This window comes from Streptomyces sp. WMMC940, from assembly GCF_027460265.1.
Lineage (GTDB): Bacteria > Actinomycetota > Actinomycetes > Streptomycetales > Streptomycetaceae > Streptomyces.
On the sequence record NZ_JAPZBC010000001.1, the window covers coordinates 1 to 26,569 of the forward strand.

Here is a 26,569-nt window from a genome sequence, read left to right on the forward strand (position 1 = left end):
GCGGGTACCACATCGCTGCGCGATGTGCAAGCGAACCACCTTGCTTCGCAAGGTGGTTCGCAACCCGCTTCGCGGGTTGCGAACTCCCCGGCTTCGCCGGGGAGTTGCGGTTCGCTTCGCTCACCGCGTCTCGGCTTCGCCGAGGGTCGGCCCTTCCGCTTCGCTTCAGGGCCAATACGGCCCGCGTTGCGGGCCGTTGGGGGCGGGTCCGCTGCGCTCCCCCGCTCCTGGGTCCTTCCGGCTTCGCCTCCAGGCCCCTGGGAGTCCGCTGACGCGGCCTCAGGCTGGCTAGAGGGGCAGGGGGTGCTCGTTCGTGTCAGCTGAAGAGTCTGCGGATGGTCTTTCCCACGCTTTCTCGTGGTCCCACGACCCGCTCCTTCGAGTGGATGAGCGCTGAAGAGTCTGCGGATGGTCTTTCCCACGCTTTCTCGTGGTCCCACGACCCGCTCCTTCGAGTGGATGAGCTCGGCCACGGTGATGCGGAGGCGGTGCTCCCCTTCGTAGCGGCCGTCGTCGAGGGTGACCAGGTACGCGCCGTCGCTGGATTGGAAGACGGCTCTGCCGGGGCGGTCCTCGGGGCGGCTGGGTCTTTGCATCTTTGCTGGTATGTAGTGGAAGGCCAGATCCTTGGCAGCCTGCTCGGCTTCTTGCCTGTCCCCTTCGATGTGCCGGCTTGAGGTCGGCCTCCACTGGTGGAGCTCGAGCACTGTGTGGGTCTCGATGCGCTTCGATTCGACGGTGTGCTCTTCCAGCAGCACGTACCAGGAGTGTGTCATGACGGGAGCATACGGCAGATAGGTGCTTCAAAATAGAGAGCAGATATAGTCTGGAGTTGATGGCACTCACCGATTGAGGAGTGTTGGAGTGCGCTTCGGGGATCCGCGGAGATGGCAGCAGGACATGGAGCGCCTCGCGACCGAGTTCGTGTCTGGCTTCGAGGCAGTGCATGGGTACCCGCCCGATGAGCACACGGTGTGCCTCGCCCCGGCGGGAGAGGGTGCGGTACTGAGGGAAGCTTTGGCCCGCCAAGGCGTGGCCGGTCCGCTCCTGGAGTACTACGGGCATCTCGGTGCGGTGGAGCTGCCCGACCTCGACAACGGGATCTGGATCGATGACGGTCCGTCATTCATTGCCCAAATCGAGACAGGCAACTATCCCAACCGGCTTACCAGCGCGGTTGATGACACGGTGTCGGTGTTCGCCACGGACGGAGGTGGAGGCATGTACGCCCTCAGCCACACCACAGGGCGCATCTACCACCTCACGGCCGGCGCCCTCATCCAGACACCTACGCCCTCGACGAGACCGGCTACGCCGTCGTCGCCGAAGGCTTCTGGGACTTCCTCGAGCAACTGCGGGTCCGCCTCGCCGTGGCCGTGAGAGAGCAGCGGGGCACGCTGAGGAAGGCGCACGGCCGGTAGCAGCGGACAGCAGTCTTGGAGGAAAAGGGACGTCTTGATGGTAAAGAAGAAACTCCGCCCTCATCAGAGAGAGGCCGTCGACGCGGTTGTCCGAGCGCTCGAATTGCCTGCAAGATCACTCGCGCCCGGGCGGGGGCTCCGGACCCAGGTGATCATGGCGACCGGATCCGGGAAGAGCCTTGTCGCCGTGCGCAGCGCGGAGGAGCTCCACGCGGGCTGTGTCCTTGTCCTCGTACCCTCACTGGACCTGCTCGCCCAAACCGAAGCCGCATGGCGCGAGGGAGGCCGTACGGACCCGGTGATCGGGGTCTCCTCCCTGCGGGGGGAGGACGTGCCGTTCCCCAACACCACGGACGTGGACGAGCTCGTGGAGTGGGTGAGGCCGTTCGACAGGGTCACCGTGTTCGCCACGTACGCCTCGCTCGGGCTGGGCACGCTTGAGCGGGCGCACGCCGCCGGCCTGCCGGCCTGGGACCTGATCGTGGTCGACGAGGCGCACCGGACATCCGGCCGGATCGGCAAGCCCTGGGCGGTCGTCCACGACAACACCCGCATCCCCGCCTTGCGCCGCCTGTACATGACTGCCACACCCCGGCTGTGGCAGCTGGACGAGGCCGGAGGTCAGGAACAGGAGCAGCCGGGCGCGGGCGTGCCCGGTGAGCTGGTGGCCTCGATGGAAGACCGCCCCGACTCGCCGTTCGGCAGTCGCTGCTACACGCTGACGCTCTCGGAGGCCATCGACCGGGGCATCTGCGCCCCCTACCAAGTCGTGTGCGTCGATGTCACCGACACACAGCTCCAGGCCGCCCAGCTCCTCGGCGCCGAAGGCCGGACAGACGAGATGCGCGGGGCCCGGCTCGCCGCCCTGCAGACCGCCCTGCTCAAGGCGTCCTCAGAGGAAGGCTTTAGGCGCACGCTTGTCTTCCACCACGTGGTGAAAGAGGCCGAGGCGTTCGCCGTCGGCCTCCCTCACGTGGCAGCGCAGCTGCACGACGCCGACCCGGAGCTGTACCCGGCGACGGTGTGGGCCGACTGGCTGTGCGGGGAGCACAAGCCCAGCCACCGCCGCCGCGTGCTGAACGGGTTCGCCGACGGAATCACCACCGACGGCACCGTGGTGGAGAAGGCGTTCCTCGGCTCGGTGAAGGTCCTCGGGGAAGGCATCGACACCCGAGACTGTGACTCCGTCTACTGGGCGGACGTACGCGGCTCCATGCCCGACCTCGTCCAAGCCGTCGGACGGGCACTACGCATCCAGCCAGGCGAAGGCAAGACGGCGTCGCTCGTGGTGCCCGTCCTGCTCGGGCCTGGAGAGACGCCGGACAACATGCTCACATCCAGGGCGTACGGCGGGCTGGCAAAGCTGTTGGAAGCCCTCCGGGCGCACGACACCCGCGTCGTGGAACAACTGGCCGAGCCGCAGGCCCAAAGCCGGTCCAGAGGCGTTCAGACACGTTCCAGCGGCGAAGAGGGTGAGGGAGCCGAGGATGGAGAAGAGCAGCGTGGGCTGTCGGCGGCGGCCCGGGCTCTGCTGAAGTTCTCCACCCCGCGCGACCCGGCGCAGCTGGCGGCTTTCATCAACCTGCGCGTCCTCAACCCCGAGCACGAGCACTGGCGACGCGGCATCGAAGCCGCCGCTATCTACGCCCGCGAGCACGGCGACCTGAAGGTCCCGTTCACGTACCGCGTCCCCAAGGGCGAGGAGCCCGAAGGGGGCGGGTGGCCGGCCTCGCTCGCCAACTTCCCCCTCGGACAGTGGACCGCCGACAACCGGCGCTTCTACGCCCGCGGCAGCATGGACGAGGACCGCACCGAACAGCTGGAGAAGCTGGGCATGGTCTGGTCACACTTCGACGTCGCGTGGGACGAAGGCCTCGTCGCCGCACGCGGGTGGGCAGCCGAGGCCGGCCACCTCCTCGCCCCGCTGGACGCCACCCACCAGGGCTACAAGGTGGGCATCTGGCTGAAAAACGCACGGGCCGCCGCCCGGAAGGCTGCCGAGATCGAGCAGCGGCGTGCCGAGGGCCTGCCGGTGGAATCGTCGGCCGGCGCACTGTCGGAAAACCGGCGCGAGCAACTGGACGAGATCGACCCCTCCTGGTGCCCCACCTGGCCCGTGGAATGGCAACGCGCCTTCCACCTCACCCGGCTCCACCTGAAGGCCGACGGCGCGCTGCCGATGGAGCCGGGCACCGTTGTCCACCAGAGCGAGGACTTGGGACGGTGGGTGCGGTCGGTGCGGCTCGGCTGGGACAAGCTCACCACCGTGCAGCAGTGGATGTGCGAGCAGGTCCTCGGGATCGAGCCCGCCAGCGAGGACGAGAAACCCAAACCCCGCACCAGCCAGGCCGACAAATGGGCCATGCACCTCACCGCCGCCCGGCAGTACTACCAGCGCGAGGGACACCTCCGCGTGCCCCGCAAACACGTCGAGACCATCGTGGTCGGCGGCAGTGAGGACCAGGAGCAGCAAGACGTGCCGCTGAAGCTCGGAGCATGGGTCGGGAACCAGCGGAGCAGGGCCGCGTCGCTGACCCCGGAACGGGTAGAGCAACTGTCCAAGGTCGGAATGCGGTGGGCGTAGACGTACGCGTGGGAGGCAGGCCCGCTGTCGTCGGGGATCAGCCAGCCGGACTCGCTCACGAAAACGAGGTCCTGGCAGCCGGTCACCACCAGCCCCAGTCTCAACCAACCTGATCAGCCCAGACCAATCCAGCAAACCCTGATCAAAAAAACCACTCCTGGACAGCACCATGCTGGCCTCGGGCAGGAATGGGCGGTGGCGAGCCGTCAGCCATTCGCGGACCGCCACCTCCCGAGGTCTCGGGAGGTGGCGGTCCGCCATGGGTCATTTTGTCGTACCCCGCCCGTAAGCTTCTGCCAGCGACGCGCGCACGATCGCGATTCGGGGAGGGGTTCATGGCACGGCAGCTGACGTACGCACAGCGGCTCGATCTGATCAGCAAATGGAAGAACCCTCCTGGGCCTTCTGAGCAGACCAGGCTGGAGAGGGCTGAACGCATGGTCAAGGGTGCGGTCAACCGGCACGAGTCGTTCCGGGGGCTCGACATCACGGTCGCGGCGAAGGGTTCCTACCCCAACAAGACCAACGTTCGCGGCGACAGTGACGTAGACATCATGGTGAAGCTCAACGACCCCTTCCACACCGAGGGCATGGCGTCGTGGTGGTTTGGCCAACCAGCTCGGTACACGGGCCCGTGGACCAAGGACAAACTTCGCCAGGAGGTCCACGCTGCACTCACCAACCACTTCGGGTGGGTCGACGCGGACCACAACATCGCCTTCTACGTCCCGGAGGTCGCCGGCAGTCGTCCGAGCATCGACGTGGTGCCGTGCTTCAAGTGGGTGGTCTACGACGTCACGGTCCCGGGAGGTAAGTACGAGGGAAGCATCGTCTACGGGCGCAACGGCAAGAAGGTCATCAACTGGCCCGAACTCCAGCTGGACAACGGCCGCGCGAAGAACACCAACACCAACCGGCGGTACAAGTTCGTCGTGCGAGTCCTGAAGAACGTGGAGAACGACCTCACGGCCCTGGGAGTGATCAAGGCCCTGCCGTCCTACTTCTCCGAGTGCCTGATCTACAACGTCCCAGATCGTGTCTTCCTCTCTGGCGACTTCGACGACGCAGTCCGCGAAAGCCTGCAAGAGGTCCACCGGCAGCTCACTAATACCTGGTTCGGCACCCAGCGCATGGTCGAGCCGAACGGGATCAAGAAGGTCTTCGGCGAAGGCCAGAAGTGGACCGAGAAGGACGCACGCGAGCTGATCGAGGGCGCTTGGCACTACCTCGGCTACGGAGACTGACGATGAACACGGCCGCCACTATCCGCACCGGCGCCACCATCGCCGCCACCCTCTACACGATCGTCCTGCTCGTCCTGGGCCTGTATCCGTCCGAGTTCCGGTACCTGTTCGCGTACATCCCGGCCATCGCGGGCTACGGCGTGCTCGTCTTCGACAAGTGGGCCTGGCACTGGCCCGTCATCCACCGCCTCACCGGCCGCCCCTGGGTCACCGGTACCTGGCGCGCGATCCTGTCCCCGAGCCCAGACAGCCACATCCCCGAAGGGGGAAACCGGGGCCCGATCACCACGTATATGACAATCGAGCAGACCTTCTGGAGCCTGCACGCCACGCTCCGCACGAAGGAGAGCACCTCGCGGTCGAGCAACGCGACTATCGGGGCCCCCGAGAACTCCGGCACCGCCGAGATCGGGTTCCTGTACGACAACACGCCCCGTGTAGAGCACCAGCACCGCAGCCCACGGCACGAGGGGGCCTGCCGCATTACGGTCACCGGGCTCAAGCCCAAGGCCGCCACCGGGCACTACTACACCAGCCGGTTCACCGCCGGCGACATGGACTTCACCCTGCTCGACCGCTCCACCGGCTACGGCACCTTCACCGAGGCCCAGGCCGCCGACCCGGAACACACCGCCGGCTGAGCGCGGCCACCGACACTTCCGGGAAGGGTGGTGAGGCGGGGGGGGCGGCTCCGGCTGCACTGCGCGACATCCGAAGGCACTCGCCGTACGACTGCCCGACGGACGTGTCGCGCTGCAGCGCGCTCGCCTCCGTCGTCGGCCCGCGCCTTGTCCCCCAGGCCGGGCGAGCGTTCACGAAGGCTGGCGACTCCTTCACGCCCACCGCCGGTGATGTAGGGGTGGAGGTCGTGGCGGGCACGACCCGGCAAACGCGGTCGTCACCGTGGTGCGGCTGCGCTGACAGGTGACGACGCCGGTCAGCGGTCTGGAAACCCGTGGCGGCTGGAGGGGGCACTTGGCAGAATCCACCGTGTGGCAACGGCACAGCAGACATCACGGCAGCACCTCGTCTCCCAGGTCCTGCTCAAGCAGTTCACGATGTCCGGGCCAAAAGGCAGCCGCTGGCAGTTGCTCCCGTTCGACCTGCACAATCCTGGACGCGTGCGCAAGCTGACAGGCACCGGCGCATGCGGGCGCGCCGAGAACTTCGTTGCCTTCGATTCCCCATCTGCCGAAGCGCTGTGGTGCGACGTGGAGAGGAGCGTGCCTGCGGCGCTCGCCGCCGTGCACGCCGGCACTCCGTTCGCCGACCCGCTTCACGTGGCCGCGCTGCGTGACCTGGTCGTGCTCCACTACGTCCGGTCGCTCCACTACCGCCACGTGCACACCGACGCGCTCGAGCGGGCCCGCACGCGCCTGGTCGCCAAGGTGATCAGCCAGTATCCGGAGCAGCTGCGCCGCGATGCACTGCGCGAGACGGGCCTGCATCTGTCCGGCCCGGCTTCCCTGGGCGCCTTTGCCGAACGTCTCATCGAACGGTCCTCGGTCATGCGCGACCACGAGAGTGGCAAGCTCTTCCGCACCAGCATCGAGGACACCTTCTACAAGATGCGGAACCTGGCGTCGACGCGGCGGCTGGAGGTGATCATGCCCGAAGCGGGCCAGTTCCTGATCGGCGACAACCCGGCCCTGACCCTGTCCGTGGAGGGAAGCAGCACTACGTACGGCATGGCATTTGGTGACGCTCAGACCCTCGTACTTCCCATCACCCCAAGGCACATGCTGTCCTTGGGCCCCGAGGACGTCATGCTCACCGTCCCCCAGTCCTTCGTCGACCGACTCAACGCCGTGCAGATCCACGCCGCCGACCGCTACGTGTATATGCACCCCGAGAGCGGCTTGGAGCCGTTCGTGGAACGCGCCGCACAGCGACGACCGGCCGGGGACCGCACCCCCACCTGACAGCCACCGGCCAGCCCCGACCACCGCAGCCGCAACCCGCCAACCAACCCGCACACACCCAGTCCACAGGCCCAAGCCACCCACCGCATCAACGGCCGGTCACAGGCGCGAGAGCCATCCTGGCCACCCGCCTCGCCAATGGCCGACAGGTGTACCGACATTGCAGCGCCGGCGTTGTCAGTGGAGGGAGTACCGTCGATTAGTTAGGCGACTGGCAGCGTGGCCGGTCGCCGACCGGAGGCGAACCACCGTCTCCCGCACGGCTGGAGGTTCCATGGCCCTGGACAGACGCCGAGTGCAGACCGCAGTGCTCGGCCACGCCGATTCCGAGCTCCCCGTGGTCCTTCCGATGGAAGCGATAGAGCTCGATGGCTTCAGGGCCCGCCATACCGGCCAAACTTACTGGTGCGGCGTGTGGTTGGGAGGGAGCGGCCAGCAGCTGACGACCAGGTTGTACACGGACCGGGCGTGTCACTTCGCCCATCACCCGCACACCACCACAGTGTCCGTGTGCCGGCGAAAGGCTGGGTGGGACGGCGCGCCTCCGCCGCTCACCGTAGCCGCCGCCGGACGCCTTCCCCGACCGCAACATCGACAGAGCCCGCTCCGCGTCGGGCAGGGCCCCAGGGGCTTCCGGCATGTCTGCACAGCGGCCGCGTCGTTGTCCGTAGGGACGCGTGCAGCATCCGCCCCACGGAAAGCGCGCCGGTGGCCCCGACCGCGCCCGGCCGGGGCCACCCCTCTCTCCCCACTCGGTCTCGCGGCAGCTCGGGCCGGTTACGCCTGCTCGATAGGCCCTGGTACCGGTCGGCGGCGCGAGCCCGCCACCGGGCCATGATCCCCGTACGCTCCCGCTCCTGCGCGGCTTCGCGTTCGGCCTCCAGCTCGCGGCGAGCCTGCTCGCACACGTGGCACAGGCCGCCCTCTTCGGGCCGGTAGCCCTCCTGGTCTGTGTGGTCGGGGTCGACGTCTCTCCCGCACGACGGACACGTCCACGACGCCGCCTTCCATGCTTCGAAGTTGCGCCGGCGCTGCTCGCGTTCCCGCTCGCGTTGGGCGTCCTCGATGGCGCGGCGCTGGTCGTCACGCTTGAGGTACTCGGCCTGGGTGTCGTGTTGGTCAGCGCGTCGGTCAGGGTCTGCCACTGGTTGCGGCCGAAGCGCCACCACACAGGCCCGTGTGGGCCCGTGGCCCGGAGCTGGTCGAGGTGGGTGGCGATAACCGGGACCGCGCCGGTGAAGGCGATCAGCACGGTACGCCGAAAGGACCATCAGCACGCTGTTCCGTGTGGTCGTTCACGCAGAACGCCCCCGCCGAAATCCGACGAAGGCGTCGATTACAGGGCGAACCGTTCGCAAGTCAGCCGCTGAAGATCTTCAGCGCGCAGGCGCCGCCCCATGAGGCCGCTGCCACGGCGAAGAGGTCCCGGGCCGTAGTCGAGTCCCCCACGCCCAGGAAGAAGACGCCGGCGGCGACGAACGCGACGGCGCCGACCACGACGAGCGCCGCGGAGCCGGTCCTGCCGATGAAGCGCACGACGCGCGCCCGAAGGGGCTGCTGCCGCCTCCGCTGCCGGCGGATCCGCCGACGCAGGGCACGGGCCTCGCGACGACGGCCCGCGGCCTCTCGCTCGACCTGGCTGAGGAAGTCCTCGAGCGTGCTGTTCAACACCACCGAGAACGGAAGATCCTGGCCCTCGTCGCCGCCGAGGTGCATCGTGGTCATAAGGCGTTCCTCCGTGAGTGCCTGCCCGCCGCCTGGGTTCGTCGCCTGACGGCGGCGGGCGCCGCGCGTTCGCGTCGGCACCTGACAACAGTCAGGCCGGGCCACCACTGTGAGTGGTGACCCGGCCCGGGTTGAGCGGGGATGCTATTCAACCGTCGCCGGAACCTCCGCCCTTAGCCCTGCCCGTGCCTGAGCGTTCCGGTACCACCGAGACGGCCGGGCGGGCGGCCGGGCGGCCAGGCGTGCCGGCAGGATCAAGAGAAGCGACTCAAAGGTGTTCCGCACCCAGGTCGCAGCGGCCAGCAAGGACGTGAGCACCTCAGCCACTAGGACGTGTGCCTTGATCGCAATCGTTTCCATGTAAGGTCCCCCGACTCCTTTCCGAAGTCTGTGCGTGTGCGCTCGGACGCGAACTTGGACTGGCAAGTCGCAGACCGCGTTCGAGATGGGCCGGGAGCGCCACTCCCGGACTTTGGGCACTCGTGCAACCCCCTTCTTGATCGTTTCGTCACCGTCCACCCCGTGTTGGGACGGTGTGGCAGACCGAGTAGCCGCCACTCGAAGCCGCGGGCCGCTCCATCGTCGGTGCGGGCGGCCCGTGCCTTCTGGAAGCGCCTACTCCTCCGCGAGAACACCGAGACGGACACCGACTCGGTGGGAGCGGAGCTTGGCCCGCGCGTGCCGGAGCGCATCGCGCACAGACGCATTCGTGACGGTCCCGCCCAGAAGCTCGGCGATCACCGGTGCCTTCAGGTCGTACGCCTCTGAGAGCACGAACACCTTCAGCTGGAGGTCGCTTAACTCGTCCGCCAGAACCCTCATCGCCGGAGCGAGGTCGACGAGCGCCTCCGCCTCAGCGCTGGGGTGCACCTCCTGGTTCTCCAGCAGGTACAGGTCGTCGCCGACGAAGTCCTCCGCCCGCTTGCGCAGTTCCTTCAGGTACGAGTGCGACTTCTCCCGCACCACCGCCCAGAGGTACGACTTGAGCTTGCCGAACCGGCCGTCGTCCAGCGGGCCCGAGTTCTTGAAACGGACGAAGATCGCTTCCCAGACCCTCGCCTCGACCTCGTCCACCGTCTCCCGGGAGCCGGTCAAGGTATAGATCAGCTTCCGCACCGAGGGGGCCAACTGGTGCATGAGGTCCCACTGGCGCTGCGCCTCGGGGCAGAGTGCCTCCGGAGGGTGCACTGCTTCACGCGTGCCGCGCGGATGCGGGATCCTCCTCTCCTTCTTGTCGCTGCCGCTCATCCTTGCCCTCTCGCGTGCTCGGGGTCCGACGGGAACGTGGCGATCCCGCTCGAGGACCTCCAGAGGTCCATCAGTCCCGCCGCGCTGAAGGTGTGAGAGGAAAAGCGGGAAATTCTTCGAAGCTGGGTGCAGCACCGCTTACCCGTGACCCCGATGGGGCCCTCCGGGCAGCGGAAGGCCCCCGCCCGGCAGGAGAACTGACGGAACGGGGGCCGCTCGCTACTGGGCTATCCGGCCCGCACGATGTCGAGCACGTACAGGTACTCGCGCGCCTGGTTGATGAAGTACACGGCCGTCAACGGACGGACGTCTCAGCGCTTGGGGAGCAGGGAGTTGAGCCACCACCTGGCTCGACGACCAGCTCACCCCGTAGCCAGGCCCCCTCCCCACTCTCCACCATCGACATCCGCCCCGGACAGAACCGACAACGGCGTTCTTCGACCGCGCCTTCGTGCCACCGACCGACTGCTACTCAGCAGCATGCAGGCGAGGGTGCAGGCCCCCTGCGTCAGCGGCGGATAGCGACGACTTCGACTTCCGCGTTCATCGCGCGCAGCCGCCTGACTGCCTGGAGCAGCGAGACCTGGGCGAATGCGAAGAGCGAGTCGACACGGATGTCCTGGCCGTCCTTCAGAAGGATCCCGAAAACCACCCGGAGCGTGCCGAAGTCGTTGAGCAGGCGGTGGTCCGGCGTGTGCGCGACGACCTGGTCAAGGAATTTGGTCCGTACTTCAAGGTCGCTGCGCAGCGTCTCGACGGCGACCACGCCCTGGGCGAAGAGGTGGTTGAGGGGGGCCGTGCTGACGGGTGCCTTCTTGATGCAGATCAATTGGTTCTCGGGGCCGAGAACGTCGCAAATCTCCAGGCCTCCTCCCCTGAACTTCCCCGTGACGATGTCTTTCTTGTCAAAGAGTAGATACCCGTCCGGCTTTGCCGCTTGGTGGTTGAACCAGTCCTCGTCGTGAGAGTCGCGGCCTTTGGAATCGAGTGGGCCTTTGGTCCAGCGCGGGAGGGTGACCGTCTGCGGCTGGGTGAACAGGGCGGTAAGTCTCTCTCCCGTTGGTGGTGACGCTGGCCGGGGTCAGGAAGTCGTCGTCGCTGAACATGGTGACCCGTACGTCGCCGAGGGCTTTGAGCCGTTCTCCCTCAGGCTTGTCCTGTACGAACTGCAGCAGGTGGTGCAGTTCCAGGTCGTTCGTCTCGATCGTGCGGGTGCCTCGTCTGGCGCGGAACGCCTGGGCAGCGCTGTAGCTTTCCTGGCACGAGTCAGGAATCCCAATGATCAGACGGGGACTGTCTGGGTCCGTAAGGTGCCTCTCCAGGATAGCCTGGGCCTGCACCGCCTTGTGGCTGCGGCTGTCGAGGGTGTGGACCCTGCTGACAAAACGCAGTTGCGGCAGCGGATCAGGTCTTGCACACACGTCCTCAATAGCCTGCAGGTCGCTCAGGAACTGTTCCACGGTGGTGGCAAGGGGAAGCTTGATGGTGGCCTGTGAGCACTCGACGCGGACCTGTCGTGTCCTGCCGGCCTGCAGGGAAGTCAGTGACAGCCCGCTGACAGTGCCACAGATTCGGCGGACGACGGCACCGAAGCGGTCCAGACCAAAGTCGTCGATCCGCTCGCCCCGTGACACCGAGTACTCATCGACCCGACCTCTGCCGTCCATGATCTGGTTGCGGATTTTGATGACCCCGTCGTCATCGAGGCAGCGGGTTGCGAACTCCAATCCGAACTCGTCGTCACGGAAATAGGGGTCCAGCATGTGCTGCCCCACCCCGTAGCTCAGCGCGTAGGTGCCGCGGCCGGTGCGTATGAGAATGACTCCCGCCGCGGCGCGGCTGCGCTCATTGACTTCCAGTCCGGTGATGGATTCCACCGCGCTGCACCAGTCGGCGCGCTCCCGAGGAACGCCTCCGGTGATCAGCAAGCCCTCCATCCCCTGACGGGTGAACTCCCTAGCCTGGTAGTCCTCACTGTCGAGGTATCTCTCGCGGACGAACGTGCGCAGTTCCGGGGTGGGGCCCTCGGAGGGCCTGAGCCGGTGGAGGGTGGACTTACGGGTGGCGGATCGGGATGTGCGGCTACTACCCAAGACGGCCTCCACACGCGCGAAGCAGTTGAAGACACTACGAAAGCAGACAGGGCGCCGTCTTCAACACCGAATGGAGCTATCCGTCCCCAAGTGACGCCAGCCTGTGGGGCCCAGATCTTGCTACGGTCCCGACTACAGCCCCGAAGGAGTCCACACAATGCCCTCTCCGACCACTGCGGTTGACCTTCGCGTCGAACCCGTCGAGGCGGTACTGGACCGCGTCGAAAGATCGCTCCAAGTGACGTTGGACCGGGACTCGGTCATCCGCAAGCGCCGCACAGTCGGGGCACCTACAGATCGTGATACCTGGGTACGGATCGAACGGCGCCGCATCGATCGGACCGAGGGGCAGGGATGGAATGGTACTGAGACGACCGCATTACTGGATGGTGTGGCTCTGCCCGAATGGCGCGAGTGCGTCGTATGGCGGGACGCAGATGGTCAGGTGATGTGGCGAGCAGATGAGACGGCCCTTCTGCCCGCTCAGCCGATCGGCACAAGTGTCCTCGCCGAGGATCCGCAGCTGCCGGAGGCATGGTGGCAGTCGCTCAGTTCTTCGCTCGATGCGCTCGCCGTGCAGCGCACGAGGCGGATCGCAACCCCGGATACCGTCACCATCACGCAGGCCGTCGTCACCGAGACCATCCTCAGTGTCTTCCCCGGAGACTTCGAAACCACGGTTCAGGGCTGGGTCCCGGCGCACGCGGATCTGAACTGGGCGAACATGACCTCACCTGAGTTCTGTCTCTTTGACTGGGAGGACTGGGGAAATGCCCCTCGGGGGTTGGACTCAGCGTCTTTGTGGGGAAGCTCGCTTGCCGTCCCGGCGCTGGCTGACCGTGTACGCCAGGAGCGGCGCCACGACTTCGAGAGCCGGGACGGCAAGCTGATGACCTTGTTCGTCTGTTCCAAGATCCTCGGCCCGTATGCCCATCCGGAGGACCCCCGACTGGGCCCAGCGCGGCGTATGGCTGAGCTCATCGTGGCGGAACTTCAAACAAGCTGAGGGGGCTGGCGGTCTCGCAGGAGGTTTCGGTAGGCGTCGACGGCGTGCTCGTTGAGGGGCAGGTCCAGGGCGTCGAGCAGTTTGCTGAGGTGTGCGGGGTCGTCGGACCCGACGGCAATGGTGCTGACGCGAGGAAGGCCGTAGGCAGCGCGGAAGGCCGCCTGCGCCGTAGAAGGCTCAGGGTCTGCAGGCTGCAGGAAGACTCGCGGATCGGCCCTGCCCCACACAGGGTCCCTCGGGTTGCCTCCGAATGGGCTCATTCCCCATCGTGCCCGTGGGCTCAGGCCCCATGCGTCGGCAGCTGCGCCAGCGGCCTCCAGGGTTCTGACACCCACCAGCAGTCCGGCGCGCACCATGAGCACGGACGGCGTGGGCATGCTCTTGTCGATCAGGCCGGGCAGGCTCGACGGATCCCAGGACGCGACACCCCAAGCCTTGCACATTCCGTTCGCGGCGGCTTCGGCCAGGGTGGCGCACGCCTGCGCCAGCATGTCCCGGGGGCAGCGGGCAGCCCGTAGCGAGTGTTCCGGGTTGTGCAGGAACACAAGATCGGGCGGACGTCCGAGGTCGCGGTTCGTTTGTTCCAGGGCGGAGCGAAGCCTGGTGGGCTCGATTGAACGTTCTACCCGGTTCGGCCCGAGGAAGTAGCCGACCTTCGTCGACACGGTGAAGTGCGGGAGGAGATCGCTGCCGATCTGGGCAAGTGTCTTGTGGGACGTGAAGCCGTGGTAGTTGAAGCTGGTGTCGAGTGCGTGGATGCCGACGTCCAGGGCGCCGGTCAGGAGGTGGCGTTGGTGACGAGACCGGTGTAGCCCGAGGACAATTCGGGGGTCAGCGGTGCGCATATCTCTTCCTCCACCAGGATCTCGGCAACTTTGGTCGCTTCGGCGCCGGCTATGGCGGTGGCCTGGTTGAGGTGGACGGGCTGGCCGCTCAGCAGCAGGCGTAGCGCGGGCAGGGTCTCGGCTGCGAAGGTGAGCTTCTTCCCGGAGGTCACGATGTCGACGGTCGCGCTGTTCTCTTCGATCTGGGGAGGGAAGTGCGTGGTACACACCGCGGCATCGAGTGCTCCGAGGGTGTCCACGTAGGGCACGTGCCGGCCAGGGATCGTCTCCCGCTCGTAGGCGGCCAGGTAGCTGGCCGGGGGCCGTTCGCCGATGAGGCGGGCGGCAGCGTCGGTCAGGGCCTGTACGTCGGTCCTGTCGCGGCGGTCCAGGTCGTGGCGGAAGATCTCGTGTTCCCGGGACCAGTCGGCCAGCCAGGTCAACCAGCCTGCCCCGGTGCGCTTGGTGATCCCGAAGGTGACGTGCAGGCTCTTCCCCGTGCCGCTGCCGGTGCGGGTGGCCTGGTGCCAATGGCCGCGGGGAATGTGCATGACGTCGCCGGGGGTCATGGTGCCTGCCCACAGGATGTCTTCGCTTGGTGAGTTGTTGGGGTCGGCGTCCCGGTACATGGGGACGTTCCTTGAGGTGCCGCGGACTTCCCATTCCTTTTCGCCGGCGAGCTGGACAATCAGGACGTCGTGGTCGTCCCAGTGGAGGGGGAAGCCGGCGGCGTCATTGGTCGTCAGGTAGGCGTTGACCTGGACGCGCTCGTGCGCCCACCACTGCAGGGCGCGGCAGGCCACTTCCATGGTCGGGTCGAAGACGTTGACCTGGTCCATGATGAGCGTCGCCCCGTCGCACAGGAGGTCTCCGAGGCGGTGCATGTTGACCATGGGAATGCTCTGGCCCCGGGGGCTGACGCTGTCGTTGTAGTAGATGGCCGGGTGGACTTCCTCTCCGTTGCGGAAGCACCGGAACTGCGGCCGGTTCAGGCTCCTGCGCATGGCGATGTCGAGGAGGCGGTTCGGGGTCAGTATGCGGGAGAGGAGTGCGGGGTCATCCACCCTGCCCCGGACGAAGCCCCTTCCCAACTCGCTGGGTCCGTTCCAGCCAAGCGCCGTTTCGATAGCGCTGATCAATCGGTGTTCCACCACAGCCCTCCCTCATGGATGCGACTACGCGATACGGCGAGCCGGGGGCCACGCAGGAGTGCGCGGGCCCCCAGCCGTCTGGGGGTTACTCGATGTCGTTCAGGTTGCCGTCGCCGCCCGGCCACGGTGCGTCGCCGGAGCTTCCTGCGTTGTCGGACCGCAGGCTGTCGTACCGGTCATGGACGGCGGCCAGCTCTTCCACCGCGAACAGCAGCCTGTTCTGGGGCGGTTGCGGCGTGGTGTCTTGTGCCACGTCGTGCTCCCTTCTCTTCGGTTCTCCCATCCGGTCTGGGACGGGAAGGCGTGCAGATTCAGGGCGTGCCTGGGTGGTTTGAGGAGCCCCGGGCTCGGCGCTGTGCGATCCTCAGCTGCCCGGGCCAGAGGCTCAGTGCCTGGACGGCCGGTGCAGTTGCTGGGTGCGGCAGGGCGCCTCGTCGTGCGCAGCGGCACCAGAGCGGTCAGCCCATTGCCCCGGGAGCGCGGACGCGGCGGCCCATCAGCTTCGTGGCCGTGCTGACGCAGAGCCGAGGTGCCCCGAATCCTTTTCGACGAGAGCCATCGTGTGAGGTTCTCCTTCTCGTACGGCACGTCGCTGAGACACCCGTGCAGGAGGCCCGTTGACGCTTGGGATCCGGGATCGGGTGGCCGTGCTGACCATCACACAGCAGGGAAAGGCCGCCTGGTATCACGTTCCGTTAGCCAGTCTGTTCGCCGTTCAGTCGCGCGCCTTTTCAACATCCGCTTTCACACGCGTTCATGAAGGGCAGACTTACGCTCGAGATCATGACGAGGGTGGGACGGGCGGTAGGAGACGTGGGTAAGGTCCGCGCGGGCTGGCGGCCGGAGAGGCTCCGGGAGCAGCGGGAAGCCCACGGGCTGACCCTGGAAGGTGCCGGAGAGCGGCTGCGTGAGGTGGCGAGGGTAGCCGGGGTGGCCGTTCCCGCGGCGAACTTCCAGACCTTGTGGCAGCACGAGCAGGGCGAGGTCTATCCGGGTCCGCACTACCGGCGTGCGTACTGCCTGCTGTACCGGGCCACCGAGCCCGAACTCGGCTTCCGCCACAGCCTGCCGGGTGAGAAGACGCAGATTCAGTTCACCCCGTCCAGTGGCTCGGATGCCGAGCCGCGCAACGGAACGCACCTCCTTGCTGTCGAGCGCGCGCTGCTGCAGATCAAGCCGGGCACCGAGGACACCGACAGCAAGATGCTGCACCAGCGCATCCTGGATGCCTGGAAGCGTCGGCACACGGGCGGGGATCCGAACCGCCCCACTCTGATACTGGTCGGCGGCTACGCCGGCAGCGGCAAGTCCGAGTTCGCGCGGTTCCTCTCCCAGCTCACCGGCTGGCCGGTCCTCGACAAGGACCCGCTCACACGGCCACTGGTGGAGCGACTGCTCACTGCCCTCGGCAGCGACCCGAACGACCGCCACACCGAGCTGTACCGGGAACAGGTGCGGCCGCTCGAGTACCAGTGCCTGCTCGAGGCCGCGTACGCGAACGTGGACTGCGCGATCAGCACGGTGGTCACCGCGCCCTTCGTCACCGAGCTCACGGACGAGCGCTGGCTGCAACGGCTGGTCAACCGGTGCGAGGCCCGAGGGGTTTCGGTCTCTCCCATCTGGATCCAGTGCGACGTCGAGACGATGCATGAGTATGTGAGCTTCCGTTCCGCCGCCCGCGACTCCTGGAAGCTCCAGCACTGGGGGGACTATGTGGCCGGCATCGATCCAGACCTTCGGCCGGTCATGCCCCACCTGGTCGTCGACAACCGTCTCGGTGCCGCGATATCGCTCACGGATCAGGTCCGCCAGGTCTTCGGGACGGTGTTCTGATGGAGCAGGGAATCCTCCTCTACGGGCCACCCGCGTCAGGCAAGGACACCATCACCTCGCTCCTCACGGATCTGGACCGCAGGTACGTCCCCTTCACCCGGCTGAAGATCGGCACCGGCCGCACCCACGGGTACCGGATGGCATCACGAGAGCGACTGCGGGAGCTGGAAGAGCGCGGCGAGGTCGTCTACCGCAACGACCGGTACGGAAACACGTACGTCGTGGACCAGCCGGGCCTTCGGGAGGCCACCTCCGAAGGCCGGGTCCCGGTGGTCCATCTCGGTCAGATCACCGGGGTCCGTGCAGTGGCCGACGGCTTCCCCGCCCGATGGTGGCGAGTGCTGCTGTGGTGCCCGCGCGCGACCACCGAGGAGCGCTCCCTCGGGCGAGGTGACGCGGACACGACCTCGCGGCTCGCAGCGTGGGACGCCACGGAGCGCGACGTCGTGGATAATCCGGGCATGGAATGGGACCTCCTCGTGCACACCGATGGCGTGTCCCCCCAGGTAGCAGCCGAGCGGATCCACGCGATGGTCACTGCGGCGGGATGACCGGCCCGCCGCTTCGTTCCCGGAGCCGGTCGAGCGCCTCCTCGATGCTCAGGTCGGCGTCGCGTGCCTCCTCCCAGCGGGAGAGGATGGCGGCCGTGGCGCGCAGCAGGTCGTCCGGCAGGCTGGCGTCTGCGATCAGCTGTGCTGCCTCTTCCATCTCCGGGGCCCAGCGCCAGGCGCGGGCGGCGGTCTTGGGGATGTAGCCCGGTTCTGTGAGATAGCTGTCCGAACGCTGCCCGGCGATATCCAGGAGCTCGTCGGCAACCCCGTGGGCTTCCGCTGCTCCGTAGGCGACGGCCGCGAGAACGCGGGAGGCCTTCTGGTAACTGGTGTAGGCGAGCTTGAGAGCGGATGCCTTGCCGATCTCCTCGCCCAGTGGATGGACCCGTACGTCGGTCCCGGCGAAGAGCTCGTTCAGGCGATCGATGGCCTGGGACGGGCCGGATGTGTAGAGGCGTGGCTGCTTGCCTCCGACAGGCGGTGAGCCGACCACGGCGGCGTCGACGACCCCGGTGCCCGGCAGGGCGTGCGCGATGCGCCGGACGCACTGGGGAGAGACGGCGTTCGCCTCGACGTAAACGATACCCTCGGGATGGTGGCCGGCAACCTCCCTGGCGATGTCCTCGGCAGCTGCCGGCGGGCAGAGGGAGATCACCACATCGCAGCGGGCGACCAGCTCCGCCATACCGTCGGCCGCCGTCAGCCCAGCCTCCCGCGCGCGCCGGATCGTGGCCGAGCTGCGACCAGTGGGGTCCCACAGCACCTGCGTCCCCGCGCGACGCAGCTGAGCCGCCACCGCGGCCCCCATGCTGCCCGGATGCAGAACTCCCACGGTCGTGCCGGTCGTCGGCTTCATGTTTCGCTTTTCCTCGGTCCGAGTGACTTCAGCAACTCGATGGCGGTGCGGGCGTCGGGAACCTGATGGTCCGGTTCGGCCAGCGTCTCCGGCCACGTGTCGCGGTCGACCCACACGGTGCGCAGCCCAGCAGCTTGCCCGCCGCCGATGTCGTTCACCGCGCTGTCGCCGACCATCCACGCGCGGTCGCCGTCGCGAAGACCGCCGCAGCGCCGTACCGCTTCAAAGAACAGAGCAGGATCCGGCTTGCGTACTCCCGCCTCCTCCGAGATACACACCGCATCAACGCGGTCCGCGATCCCAGTGGCACGCAGCTTGGCCCACTGGATGTCCGCGGCACCATTCGTCGCTACCCCGATCCGCCAGCCGACGGCTCTCAACTCCTCAAGGCCAGCCAGTACGCCGGGCGGGCAGGACACCGCAGCAGCGATGTCCGTGCAGTACCGGTCCCACAAGACATCGGCCGGCTCGCTCAGTCGAAACCGTACACGGACCGCCTCGAAGTGCTCGGGGGCAGCCCGCTCGGCCAGCAGATTCGCCAGCCATGCTCCGTCCTCCTGGCTGAAGCCGTAGCGGCCTCGGAAGGAAGCGGCCCAGTGAACCAGCGCGAGCTGCCGGTCCACCAAGGTGTTGTCCAAATCGAAGAGCACCACAGGCTGCACGCACCGATCCTAGGCGGAACGAATCGGCAGTTAGACAGAGCCAGGCCTTGCATGCCCTAGCGCATAACCGGCGTAGGTCTCCGGCCAGCCTGGGAAGGGTCCCCTGACGTCGCCGCTTCCCGGCTCACCGCCGCCCCAGGAAGATGCGCGTCGTCGCGGTACCAGTGACGCTGAGCAGGATGTGGCACATTGATTGTGCGGACCTGGCCTTCGTACGCGGGAGCCCCGGGTCTAGCTTTCTCAGGCCCGGCCAGTGTGCCGGGCCTTTGTGCTGTGATCTATCGGCAGACCCGCTTACCGGCCGTCGTTCCGCTCCCGCCGAGCCGTGCAGAGAAGCATGCCCGCCGCTGGATGCAGACCTGCGGATGTGTTTGGCGCACCAACCGCGATGTCAGTGAGCAGCATTGGGAGGAGATCCTCCTCATACACGTGTGCGGAGTGTTCCTTCATCGTCGGCACCAGGTGAGGGTCCCAAGGGGCGTCCGATTCCTGCAGGCGCAGATCGATGGTGCCGTGCTGGGCGGCGGACTCGTAGTCGGCTGCGTTCATCCGCCACGGGACTGCCCCTGGGGAAGCAGCGAGGAGGGCGCGCATGTGCGCCAGACCGGCTGGGTCGAAGTCCGCGCGGATGGCTACGCGCCAGCCGGCGTCGGACAGTGCGCCGATTGCTGCGCATTCGACCTGGGAGGGCGTACCGGCGGTGCATATCACTCGTGGCGTCGCAGCTGTGTCGTCCAGGAGGGCTTGGCTGCGTGCCGCGGATAGGACTGATGGGTTTTCTGTGACGAAGACCCACGTGTCTGCTGCTGGAGGAGGCTCCCATGCGATGTCGGCCAGTTCTCTCGGTGGGAGGGTGAACGTGGCGCTGGGAGGGACCCCCCAGCCGCTGGGGGTGACTCCGGTGATGATGAGTCCGCCGAGCAGGTCGTCGCAGTCCACCCCGAGGCGCGCCCAGGCCGAGCGAGGCGTGTTGCCAGAGCTTTTGGTGAGTGCGAGCACGAGTGCGGGCAGAGGTCCGCCGTCGAGTGCGTGAGGGTCTCCGGGGACGAGTGTGCGGCGGTCGATGCGGTGACCGGGCCGCGGCAGGCGTCCGACTACCTCCATCGCCTGATCCAGTAGTGCAGCGGGATCGGGCGCGTTGAGGATACGGGCGACCCATCCGAGACTGTGCAGCCGGGTGAAAGCGGTCGTGGGCTCCACAAGTTCGCGTACATGCTCGGGCAAGTCGACTGCGCGCGCCTCAATTTGGACACGGAGACGGTCGGCAGAGGCCATATGTTCGGCGCGGGCACGGGCTCTTTCCGCAAGGCGTCGGCCGCAGGCATGCGCAGCAACGGCGCCAGGGGTGAGCGCCGGCCCCCGGATGGTCAATGCGGTTGTGAGTTCGTTCAGATCGAGGCGGCGACGCTGGCCTGGCGCCAGTGCTCGTCCGCCGATCAGGCCTGCTGCTGCGGCGCGCTGCGCCGGTGAAGCGGGGATGGTCACGGTGACCGCGGGCCCGTCTGTGAGGGCTTCGTCTCCGCGTCGGTCAGCTGCTGCTGCAAGTGCTTCCCACAGCCAGGTGAGCTCAGGGGTGAGCAATGCGGTCAGGTCGGCTCCGGAGCATGCTCCGGAGCACAGGTGGCAGGTCATGCCGGCCTCCCTGCCGGGGGTGTGAGACTGGTGTCGCCGGGGAGTGGTGGCAGACCGCGGATCAGCATGGGGAAGGCGACGACGGTTCCGTCTGCGCCTGCTTCGAGGTCGTGGGCGTCGATGCCGTCCCATGCGCCGGGTGCGCCGTCCCACAGATAGGAGGTGCACAGGATGTCCAGGTCGAGTGCAGCGAGGTAGCGTGCCAGGCCTTCGCGGCCGCGCTCGTCGACTTCGGCGGGAACTTCGTCGAGGGGGACGAGGCGCAGGCCGGTGTCGGTGAAGCGATCGTAGTTGGCTGCGATGGCGGCAAGCATGGGTGCCAGTACGACCAGGCGTCGCTCGCCGCCGGACAGGCCGGTTCGTGATCCCCATCGTCGGGTGATGGGCGTGCCGTCGGGTCCGGGGCGCTCGACGAGGTAGTGGACGTCGACCCAGTCGCGGATGTCGACGGCTGCGGCAAGGCGTTCGGTCATGGTGGAGCCGTCGGCGGCGGCCAGCAGCGACTGCAGTGCGTGCCCGACTTGTTCTTTTTGCGTTTCGGTGCGCACGGCGTCGCTCACCTGGCAGGAGAGCTCATAGACAGTGCGGGTGGCGGCGTCGAGATCATCACGCAGCCCGATGTGGACTTGGACGCCGACTCCGGAGGATGCCTGGGCTGCTCGCATCTTGGTGTTGACGGACTTCTTCCAGTCCGTCAGGGCGGTCCACGCGGTGCCGATGGCGGCAGGCAGACGGCCGATGACGAAGTCTTGCAGGGCTGATGGGGATCTTTGAAAACGGCCGGGGTCGCTCCTGGCCTCACTTGCTTGTTCCTTGAACTGTGTGAGGAGATGGGGATCGAAGAGCGGCCCTTGATCACCGGAATGTAGGTTTTGGCCATGACTGGTGACTGGCGGAGGGACCGGATCGGGACTGCACTGAGGGGTGAGAACCCGACTGTGCTGCGACGGCTGACGTCGGGGTTCGCGGTGATCGGGGACGTGCAGTTCCTGCCTGGCTACTCGGTCCTGCTCGTGGACGAGCCGGATGTGCAGCGGCTGTCGGACCTGCCGAGGGCGAAGCGGCTGTCGTTCCTGTCCGACATGGACCAGCTCGGCGAATCGGTCGAGCGTGTCTGTCGGCGGCTGGACCCGGCTTTCCGGCGGGTCAACCTGGAGATCCTGGGGAACACGGACCCGTTCTTGCATGCGCATGTCTGGCCGCGGTTCGAGTGGGAGCCGACCGATGTGGTGGGTGCTCCGGTGTGGCTCTATCCGCGTGAGCGGTGGAGCGACGAGCGGTTCAGGCTCGGTCCGCAGCATGACGTGCTGCGGGATGCGATCAGCGGCGAACTGGACCAACTGCGCTCGGCAGCCTGAGTGTTGTGGGCCCGCCGACCGTCAGGTCGGCGGGCCCGGTGATCGGTGACGGTCAGCCGAAGCTCACTGGAGGCGTCTGAGCGGGGCGATGTCGGTGACGCGGTTGGTGATCGTGGGACGGGCGGCTTCCTGGGTGGCGAGCAGGGCGACGATCGTGACGGGCTGGTCGCAGTGCGGGCAGTTTCGGACGGCTGTCGGTGCCAGTGGGTCGATGGGGCCGGGGGTTGCCGGCTGCGGGGCGGGGAGGGCTCGGGGGTGTTCGCCGAGGCGGCGTGCCCGCTCTTCGTCCCGGGTGCGGTTGCGTTGTCTTTCCGACTCGCGACGGCATTCGGGCGAGCAGTAGATCTGACGGAGTCGGGGGTTGGCGGTGAACATGCCCTCGCAGACTGGGCAGGTGTGTGCGGCCAGGCTGGCGGGAGTGCGTCGGTGGGCGGCGCTCTTGCAGCGGGGAGAGCAGTAGATCTGTCTGGGGCTCGGCATGAACTCGCCGTGGCAGACTGGGCAGTTGGTGGACCTGGGGGTGAGCTGTTCGTCGTTGTGGGTGGGGTCAGGAGACACGTGCGTTGACTCCCTTGCGCATGGCGTCGGCCTGGTTCTGGTGGCCGCGGAGCCGGTAGGAGGGTCCGTCGATGCCGGCGACGGCAGCCCGGTGCAGGAGCCGGTCGAGCATGGCGGCGGCGACGGTGGCGTCGCCGAAGGCTCCGGCCCAGTCGGCGATCCCGACGTTGGTCGTCAGGATCGTGCTGGACTTGAGATACCTCTGGTTGATCACCTGGAACAAGGCCGAGGCGCCGTCCTCGGGTAGCGGCAGATACCCGAGCTCGTCGATGATCAAAAGCTTCGGACCTGCGAAGAAGCGCATGCAAGTCTTCCAGCGGCCTTCGAGGGCGGCCTTGTGGCACTTGGCGGCGAGTTCCGCGGCGGTGGTGAAGTAGACACGGTGACCGGCGTCGACGGCTGCTCGTCCGAGAGCGACGGACAGCATGGTCTTGCCCACTCCGGGAGGGCCGACGAACAGCACGTTGGAGGCGTCGTCGAGGAAGCGCAAGGTGGCCAGGTCGCGGATCAGCTTCTCGTCGACGCCGGGCTGGGCGGCGAAGTCGAAGTCGGCCAGGGTCCAGGGCTCGGGCAGGCAGGCGAACCGTTCCCGGGCGGCGAGCTTGCGGGCTTCGGTGGCCTCGACCTCGATCTCCAGGAGCCGTTCCAGGGCTGCGGTCAGTGACATTCGCTCGGTGCGGGCTTGGTCCAGGACCCGGTTCAACGCCTCAGCTGCGTCGTTGAGTTTGAGGTAGGACAGGTGGCCTCTGAGCTGCTGGAAGCGGCGGGCTTCGCTCACCTGCATCGGTGACGTACTCACTCCGGACTCTCCTCCTGCTTCGATGAGGGGACACTCCGCAGCCGGTCGGCCACGGCGGCATAGTGGGTCAGGTCGATCACGACCCGTTCGGCTGAACTGCCGGCGGCCGGTCCTTCGCGCAGACGCTCGGCTTCGGCCAGGGCTGCGGCTGACGGCGGTTTGCGGACCTTGGTCTTGCAGGGAGCCCGGTCGGAGAAGGAGGACAGCACCGCCCTCTCCAGGGCGATGACATGTCCGTCGTCCCGAATGGTCTGCCCGGCGCCTCGCGGGGCCCGGCGGTGGCAGGCGACGACGGCCCGGCCTGCGGTGACGATCCGCAGGTCGTCCTCGCCGAGCCGGTGCAGGACTTTGACCGTGACGCCGGGCAGGCCGGGCGGAACGGAGTAGAAGTTACCGTCGAAGCCGACCAGACTCTGCGGGCTGACGGTCCGCTCGACCTCCAGCTCGGCCGGGAACGGCCGCACCGGGATGTCGAGCAACGGTTCGGCCGCGGCGAGCTCGCCGACGGTGGTGACCGCTCCGTCGATCCGCCGGCGCCGGTCATCCATCCGGAGCGAGAGCTTGTCGACACCGGACTGGGCCTGCACGACCGTGAGCCCGTCGGGAACCGTGCGCCACCATCGTTGCGCGGCCGAGTGATTGGCCTTCTCCACCACTCCCTTGCGGTTGCCGCGACGGGGCGGGCAAATGTCCACCCCAGCCCCGTAGTACTTGGCGACGGCGGCGAACGCCGCAGTGACCTGGCCGCTGGAGGGATAGCAGACGGTGGCCATCCGGTCGAAGCGCCACCGACGGGCGGTTCCGCCCAGCTTGCGCACAACATCGTCCAGGGCCTGGACCAGATGGGGGAAGTCCTCCGACTCCGCCAGCACCGCCCTCCACCGGCCCGAATGCGCGAGAGCTCCGACGAGTAGATGCGCGTGCGCACCCACCCCCCATCCGTCAGGCGGATCGGGCAGCTCCAGCCAGTCGAACTGGATCTCCTCGCCGGGTGGATGCGCGATCACCGCGACGTTGCGACCGGTGGAGGCATGACAGGGCTCGCAGTGCGGCCGGACGCGATAGCGGCGAAGGGCGCGGGTGAACGTCGAGTACGCACCCTCGTAGCCGAGCCCCACCACCTCGTCGAACAGGGTGGACGCCCACAGGTGCGGGTCGTCGGCGAGGCGCTGGCGGCAGTACGGAAGGAACGGCACGAACGCGTCAGGCGCCTGACGCCGCGGGCCGGCGGTCCGCTCACCGTTCAGATAGGCCCGGATCGTCTTGCGGTCCCGGCCCAGATGCCGGGCGATCGCTGAGATCGTCCAACCCTGCCGACGCAGTGCATGAGCATCCACGTCTTCCTCCCGCGTAAGCATCCAGGCCCCCGGACAGGCCGAACTTGCGCACGCAGGCTTTCCGGATCAACCGCCAGATACGACGACACACCGGGCAAGATCACACAATGGGTGGGGAGATCAACAGAGCAGGTTTGCCCCACCCCTTAGCAGCAAGTGGGGAGATTCAAGAAGCGCCATCAACCCCCCGCTCCCGCATCGTCATCGAGGTCGACGGTGTACAGCACTACGGCCCGCCCCAACCCGCCCGACGCACAGGGACAGGTCAGATACACCGCCGCGCCTCGGCTGTACTCGGAGATGGTCGCCGAAGACCGGCGGCTGCGCCTGGCCGGGGAGTGTCATGAATCAGGTGGGCACTTGCTCAGAAGGGACCCCTGATGGGCACGGAGAACGGTCACCTGATCGAGGACGCTGACGGCGTGTCGGTTGCGGTGTTTGACAGGGACGTTGACGGTTCCGGTGTGACACCGAAGACGACGGCGGCGAGCCGGGAAGCGGCGGCCGCGCACGGGCTGAGCCCGAGGCTGATGGACGAGCTGGCCGAGCTCGCCGCGGACAAGGTCCGCGACGGCGGGCTCAGGCTGATGGGCGAGGGCGGCCTGCTGGTCGAGCTCACCCGGCACCTGATGCAGGCCGCCGTCGAGGCGGAGATGGACCTGCACCTGGCCGAGGAGGCCGGCCGCACCGGCGGCCGGGGCTCCCGGTCGGGGGGCAACGCCCGCAACGGTTACCGGAACCGGAAGGTGATGACGGAGGTCGGCAGCGTGACGGTGCAGGTCCCCCGGGACCGGCTTGGCACCTTCACCTCCGGCCTGCTGCCGAAGTACGCACGCCGCACCGGCGGCCTGGAGGAGATGGTCCTCTCGCTGACCGCGAAGGGGCTCACCTCCGGGGAGATCGTCGCGCATCTCGCCGAGACGTACGGCATGGAGACCTCCAAGGAGACGGTCTCCACCATCACCGACAAGGCCCTGGACGCCATGGCCGACTGGCGCACGCGCCCGCTCGATCCGGTCTACCCGGTCCTGTTCGTGGACTGCGTGAACGTGAAGATCAGAGACGGTGCGGTGGCGAACCGCCCCATCTACGTGGTGCTCGCGGTCACCTGCGACGGCCACCGCGAGATTCTCGGACTGTGGGCCGGGGACGGCGGCGAGGGCGCCAAATACTGGCAGAACGTCCTCGCCGAGCTGCAGAACCGCGGCGTCCGCGACGTGCTCATGCTCGTCTGTGACGGCCTGAAGGGCCTGCCCGAGGCGGTCAGCACCGTCTTCCCCGCCACGGTGGTCCAGCTCTGCATCGTTCACCTCATCCGCACCACGCTGAAGTACATCTCGCGCGCCGACTGGGACAAGGCCGCCCGCGACCTGCGACCCATCTACACCGCTGCCAACGAGGACGAGGCCCTCGCCCGGCTGGCCGAGTTCAGCGAGAAGTGGGAGGCCAAATACCCGGCCGCGGTCCGTGCCTGGGAACGGTCCTGGAGCGAGGTGGTGCCCTTCCTGGGCTTCCCGCCGCCGATCCGGAAGATCATCTCGACCACGAATGCGATCGAGAGCCTGAACGCGCGCTACCGGCGCTCGGTCAACGCCTGCGGGCATTTCCCGAACGAGACCGCTGCCCTCAAGCGTCTCTACCTCACCACGCTCGCCCTCGACCCGACCGGGAAAGGCCGCAAGCGGTGGACCAGCCGCTGGTTGAGTCGGCCCGGAGCGCGGTGCTGGTGTTGCCACCGGTCCGTTTCTCCGGGCCGCTCGCCGAA

At 67.5% G+C, this 26,569-nt stretch carries 23 protein-coding genes and 2 pseudogenes; 11 read left to right on the plus strand and 14 right to left on the minus strand.

Annotated elements, in window-relative coordinates:
• The first annotated feature begins 335 nt into the window (after positions 1–335).
• From O7595_RS00005 to O7595_RS00030, 6 genes are all read left to right on the plus strand, one after another.
• Positions 336–677, plus strand: coding sequence for a hypothetical protein (locus tag O7595_RS00005; RefSeq protein WP_269726661.1), 342 nt, complete (start codon positions 336–338; stop codon positions 675–677).
• Between the two features lie 223 nt (positions 678–900).
• Positions 901–1,380 carry a hypothetical protein gene (locus O7595_RS00010; protein ID WP_269726662.1) on the plus strand — a complete coding sequence of 160 codons (480 nt, stop codon included), beginning with the start codon at positions 901–903 and terminating at the stop codon, positions 1,378–1,380.
• Positions 1,381–1,458: 78 nt separating this feature from the next.
• Positions 1,459–4,005, plus strand: a complete 2,547-nt coding sequence (locus O7595_RS00015) for a DEAD/DEAH box helicase (protein WP_269726663.1) — start codon at positions 1,459–1,461, stop codon at positions 4,003–4,005.
• A gap of 335 nt (positions 4,006–4,340) precedes the next feature.
• Positions 4,341–5,249, plus strand: coding sequence for a nucleotidyltransferase domain-containing protein (locus O7595_RS00020; protein WP_269726664.1), 909 nt, complete (start codon positions 4,341–4,343; stop codon positions 5,247–5,249).
• Between the two features lie 2 nt (positions 5,250–5,251).
• Positions 5,252–5,890, plus strand: coding sequence for a hypothetical protein (locus O7595_RS00025; protein ID WP_269726665.1), 639 nt, complete (start codon positions 5,252–5,254; stop codon positions 5,888–5,890).
• Between the two features lie 351 nt (positions 5,891–6,241).
• Positions 6,242–7,171: a DUF4238 domain-containing protein gene (locus O7595_RS00030; RefSeq protein ID WP_269726666.1), complete on the plus strand. Its 930-nt coding sequence runs from the start codon at positions 6,242–6,244 to the stop codon at positions 7,169–7,171.
• A 1,359-nt stretch (positions 7,172–8,530) separates the two neighbouring features.
• On the opposite strand, the gene O7595_RS00035 is transcribed toward O7595_RS00030, so the two are convergent.
• From O7595_RS00035 to O7595_RS00050, 4 genes and pseudogenes are all read right to left on the minus strand, one after another.
• Positions 8,531–8,896, minus strand: a complete 366-nt coding sequence (locus tag O7595_RS00035; RefSeq protein ID WP_269726667.1) for a hypothetical protein — start codon at positions 8,894–8,896, stop codon at positions 8,531–8,533.
• A gap of 615 nt (positions 8,897–9,511) precedes the next feature.
• A complete protein-coding gene (locus tag O7595_RS00040; protein ID WP_269726668.1) occupies positions 9,512–10,144 on the minus strand; it encodes an RNA polymerase sigma factor in 633 nt (210 codons plus the stop codon).
• A gap of 508 nt (positions 10,145–10,652) precedes the next feature.
• A complete protein-coding gene (locus O7595_RS00045; protein WP_269732315.1) occupies positions 10,653–11,183 on the minus strand; it encodes a DUF6119 family protein in 531 nt (176 codons plus the stop codon).
• A gap of 64 nt (positions 11,184–11,247) precedes the next feature.
• Positions 11,248–12,249, minus strand: a pseudogene (locus tag O7595_RS00050) (DUF6119 family protein); the annotation flags it as partial.
• Between the two features lie 145 nt (positions 12,250–12,394).
• Here O7595_RS00050 and O7595_RS00055 point away from each other — a divergent pair.
• Positions 12,395–13,243 carry a hypothetical protein gene (locus tag O7595_RS00055; protein ID WP_269726669.1) on the plus strand — a complete coding sequence of 283 codons (849 nt, stop codon included), beginning with the start codon at positions 12,395–12,397 and terminating at the stop codon, positions 13,241–13,243.
• Here the strand turns inward: O7595_RS00055 and O7595_RS00060 are convergent.
• The 3 genes from O7595_RS00060 to O7595_RS00070 all read right to left on the minus strand — a co-directional run bounded on the left by O7595_RS00060 (position 13,231) and on the right by O7595_RS00070 (position 15,471).
• The gene (locus O7595_RS00060; protein WP_269726670.1) at positions 13,231–14,088 is read right to left on the minus strand and encodes an aldo/keto reductase; all 858 of its coding nucleotides are present in this window, start codon (positions 14,086–14,088) and stop codon (positions 13,231–13,233) included. The two genes, O7595_RS00055 and O7595_RS00060, sit on opposite strands and share 13 nt — an antisense overlap.
• Positions 14,022–15,218, minus strand: a complete 1,197-nt coding sequence (locus O7595_RS00065; RefSeq protein ID WP_269726671.1) for a JmjC domain-containing protein — start codon at positions 15,216–15,218, stop codon at positions 14,022–14,024. Before O7595_RS00065 ends, O7595_RS00060 begins: the two co-directional genes overlap by 67 nt.
• Positions 15,219–15,303: 85 nt before the next feature.
• Positions 15,304–15,471 (minus strand): hypothetical protein, encoded by a 168-nt coding sequence (locus tag O7595_RS00070; RefSeq protein WP_269726672.1) that lies wholly within the window; start codon positions 15,469–15,471, stop codon positions 15,304–15,306.
• 530 nt (positions 15,472–16,001) lie between these two features.
• On the opposite strand from O7595_RS00070, the gene O7595_RS00075 reads away from it, so the two are divergent.
• Together O7595_RS00075 and O7595_RS00080 are read left to right on the plus strand one after the other, a co-directional pair.
• Positions 16,002–17,051: an AAA family ATPase gene (locus tag O7595_RS00075; protein WP_269726673.1), complete on the plus strand. Its 1,050-nt coding sequence runs from the start codon at positions 16,002–16,004 to the stop codon at positions 17,049–17,051.
• Complete coding sequence (locus tag O7595_RS00080; RefSeq protein WP_269726674.1) at positions 17,051–17,602, plus strand: guanylate kinase; 552 nt, start codon at positions 17,051–17,053, stop codon at positions 17,600–17,602. The genes O7595_RS00075 and O7595_RS00080 overlap by 1 nt, the downstream gene beginning before the upstream one ends.
• Here O7595_RS00080 and O7595_RS00085 read toward each other — a convergent pair.
• From O7595_RS00085 to O7595_RS00100, 4 genes are all read right to left on the minus strand, one after another.
• Positions 17,586–18,458, minus strand: coding sequence for an NAD(P)-dependent oxidoreductase (locus tag O7595_RS00085; RefSeq protein ID WP_269726675.1), 873 nt, complete (start codon positions 18,456–18,458; stop codon positions 17,586–17,588). The genes O7595_RS00080 and O7595_RS00085 overlap by 17 nt on opposite strands.
• On the minus strand, positions 18,455–19,120 hold the full coding sequence (locus tag O7595_RS00090) for an HAD family hydrolase (RefSeq protein WP_269726676.1): 666 nt from the start codon (positions 19,118–19,120) through the stop codon (positions 18,455–18,457). Before O7595_RS00090 ends, O7595_RS00085 begins: the two co-directional genes overlap by 4 nt.
• A 294-nt stretch (positions 19,121–19,414) precedes the next feature.
• Positions 19,415–20,752, minus strand: coding sequence for a DUF2399 domain-containing protein (locus O7595_RS33735; protein WP_443071539.1), 1,338 nt, complete (start codon positions 20,750–20,752; stop codon positions 19,415–19,417).
• Positions 20,749–21,417, minus strand: a complete 669-nt coding sequence (locus O7595_RS00100) for an SbcC/MukB-like Walker B domain-containing protein (RefSeq protein ID WP_269726678.1) — start codon at positions 21,415–21,417, stop codon at positions 20,749–20,751. Before O7595_RS00100 ends, O7595_RS33735 begins: the two co-directional genes overlap by 4 nt.
• Positions 21,418–21,630: 213 nt before the next feature.
• On the opposite strand from O7595_RS00100, the gene O7595_RS00105 reads away from it, so the two are divergent.
• Positions 21,631–22,110, plus strand: a complete 480-nt coding sequence (locus tag O7595_RS00105; RefSeq protein ID WP_269726679.1) for a diadenosine tetraphosphate hydrolase — start codon at positions 21,631–21,633, stop codon at positions 22,108–22,110.
• 63 nt (positions 22,111–22,173) lie between these two features.
• On the opposite strand, the gene O7595_RS00110 is transcribed toward O7595_RS00105, so the two are convergent.
• Genes O7595_RS00110 through O7595_RS00120 form a run of 3 tightly spaced genes read right to left on the minus strand, consistent with a single transcriptional unit; the run spans position 22,174 to position 24,804 of the window.
• A complete protein-coding gene (locus O7595_RS00110) occupies positions 22,174–22,668 on the minus strand; it encodes a hypothetical protein (protein ID WP_269726680.1) in 495 nt (164 codons plus the stop codon).
• A complete protein-coding gene (istB, locus tag O7595_RS00115) occupies positions 22,658–23,467 on the minus strand; it encodes an IS21-like element helper ATPase IstB (protein WP_026244149.1) in 810 nt (269 codons plus the stop codon). The genes O7595_RS00110 and istB overlap by 11 nt, the downstream gene beginning before the upstream one ends.
• Entirely contained in the window at positions 23,464–24,804 is a 1,341-nt protein-coding gene (locus tag O7595_RS00120; protein WP_269726681.1) for a Mu transposase domain-containing protein, read from the minus strand. The genes istB and O7595_RS00120 overlap by 4 nt, the downstream gene beginning before the upstream one ends.
• 530 nt (positions 24,805–25,334) lie before the next feature.
• Between O7595_RS00120 and O7595_RS00125 the strand changes: the two are divergent.
• Positions 25,335–26,522, plus strand: a pseudogene (locus O7595_RS00125) (IS256 family transposase); the annotation flags it as partial.
• Positions 26,523–26,569: the final 47 nt, after the last annotated feature.

Bases quoted from the DNA above. Each gene is read 5' to 3' on its own strand.
- O7595_RS00005 (WP_269726661.1), top strand. From the start codon at position 336: ATGGTCTTTCCCACGCTTTCTCGTGGTCCCACGACCCGCTCCTTCGAG.
- O7595_RS00010 (WP_269726662.1), top strand. From the start codon at position 901: ATGGAGCGCCTCGCGACCGAGTTCGTGTCTGGCTTCGAGGCAGTGCAT.
- O7595_RS00015 (WP_269726663.1), top strand. From the start codon at position 1,459: ATGGTAAAGAAGAAACTCCGCCCTCATCAGAGAGAGGCCGTCGACGCG.
- O7595_RS00020 (WP_269726664.1), top strand. From the start codon at position 4,341: ATGGCACGGCAGCTGACGTACGCACAGCGGCTCGATCTGATCAGCAAA.
- O7595_RS00025 (WP_269726665.1), top strand. From the start codon at position 5,252: ATGAACACGGCCGCCACTATCCGCACCGGCGCCACCATCGCCGCCACC.
- O7595_RS00035 (WP_269726667.1), bottom strand. From the start codon at position 8,896: ATGACCACGATGCACCTCGGCGGCGACGAGGGCCAGGATCTTCCGTTC.
- O7595_RS00040 (WP_269726668.1), bottom strand. From the start codon at position 10,144: ATGAGCGGCAGCGACAAGAAGGAGAGGAGGATCCCGCATCCGCGCGGC.
- O7595_RS00055 (WP_269726669.1), top strand. From the start codon at position 12,395: ATGCCCTCTCCGACCACTGCGGTTGACCTTCGCGTCGAACCCGTCGAG.
- O7595_RS00060 (WP_269726670.1), bottom strand. From the start codon at position 14,088: ATGCGCACCGCTGACCCCCGAATTGTCCTCGGGCTACACCGGTCTCGT.
- O7595_RS00075 (WP_269726673.1), top strand. From the start codon at position 16,002: ATGACGAGGGTGGGACGGGCGGTAGGAGACGTGGGTAAGGTCCGCGCG.
- O7595_RS00080 (WP_269726674.1), top strand. From the start codon at position 17,051: ATGGAGCAGGGAATCCTCCTCTACGGGCCACCCGCGTCAGGCAAGGAC.
- O7595_RS00085 (WP_269726675.1), bottom strand. From the start codon at position 18,458: ATGAAGCCGACGACCGGCACGACCGTGGGAGTTCTGCATCCGGGCAGC.
- O7595_RS33735 (WP_443071539.1), bottom strand. From the start codon at position 20,752: ATGACCTGCCACCTGTGCTCCGGAGCATGCTCCGGAGCCGACCTGACC.
- O7595_RS00100 (WP_269726678.1), bottom strand. From the start codon at position 21,417: ATGCGAGCAGCCCAGGCATCCTCCGGAGTCGGCGTCCAAGTCCACATC.
- O7595_RS00105 (WP_269726679.1), top strand. From the start codon at position 21,631: ATGACTGGTGACTGGCGGAGGGACCGGATCGGGACTGCACTGAGGGGT.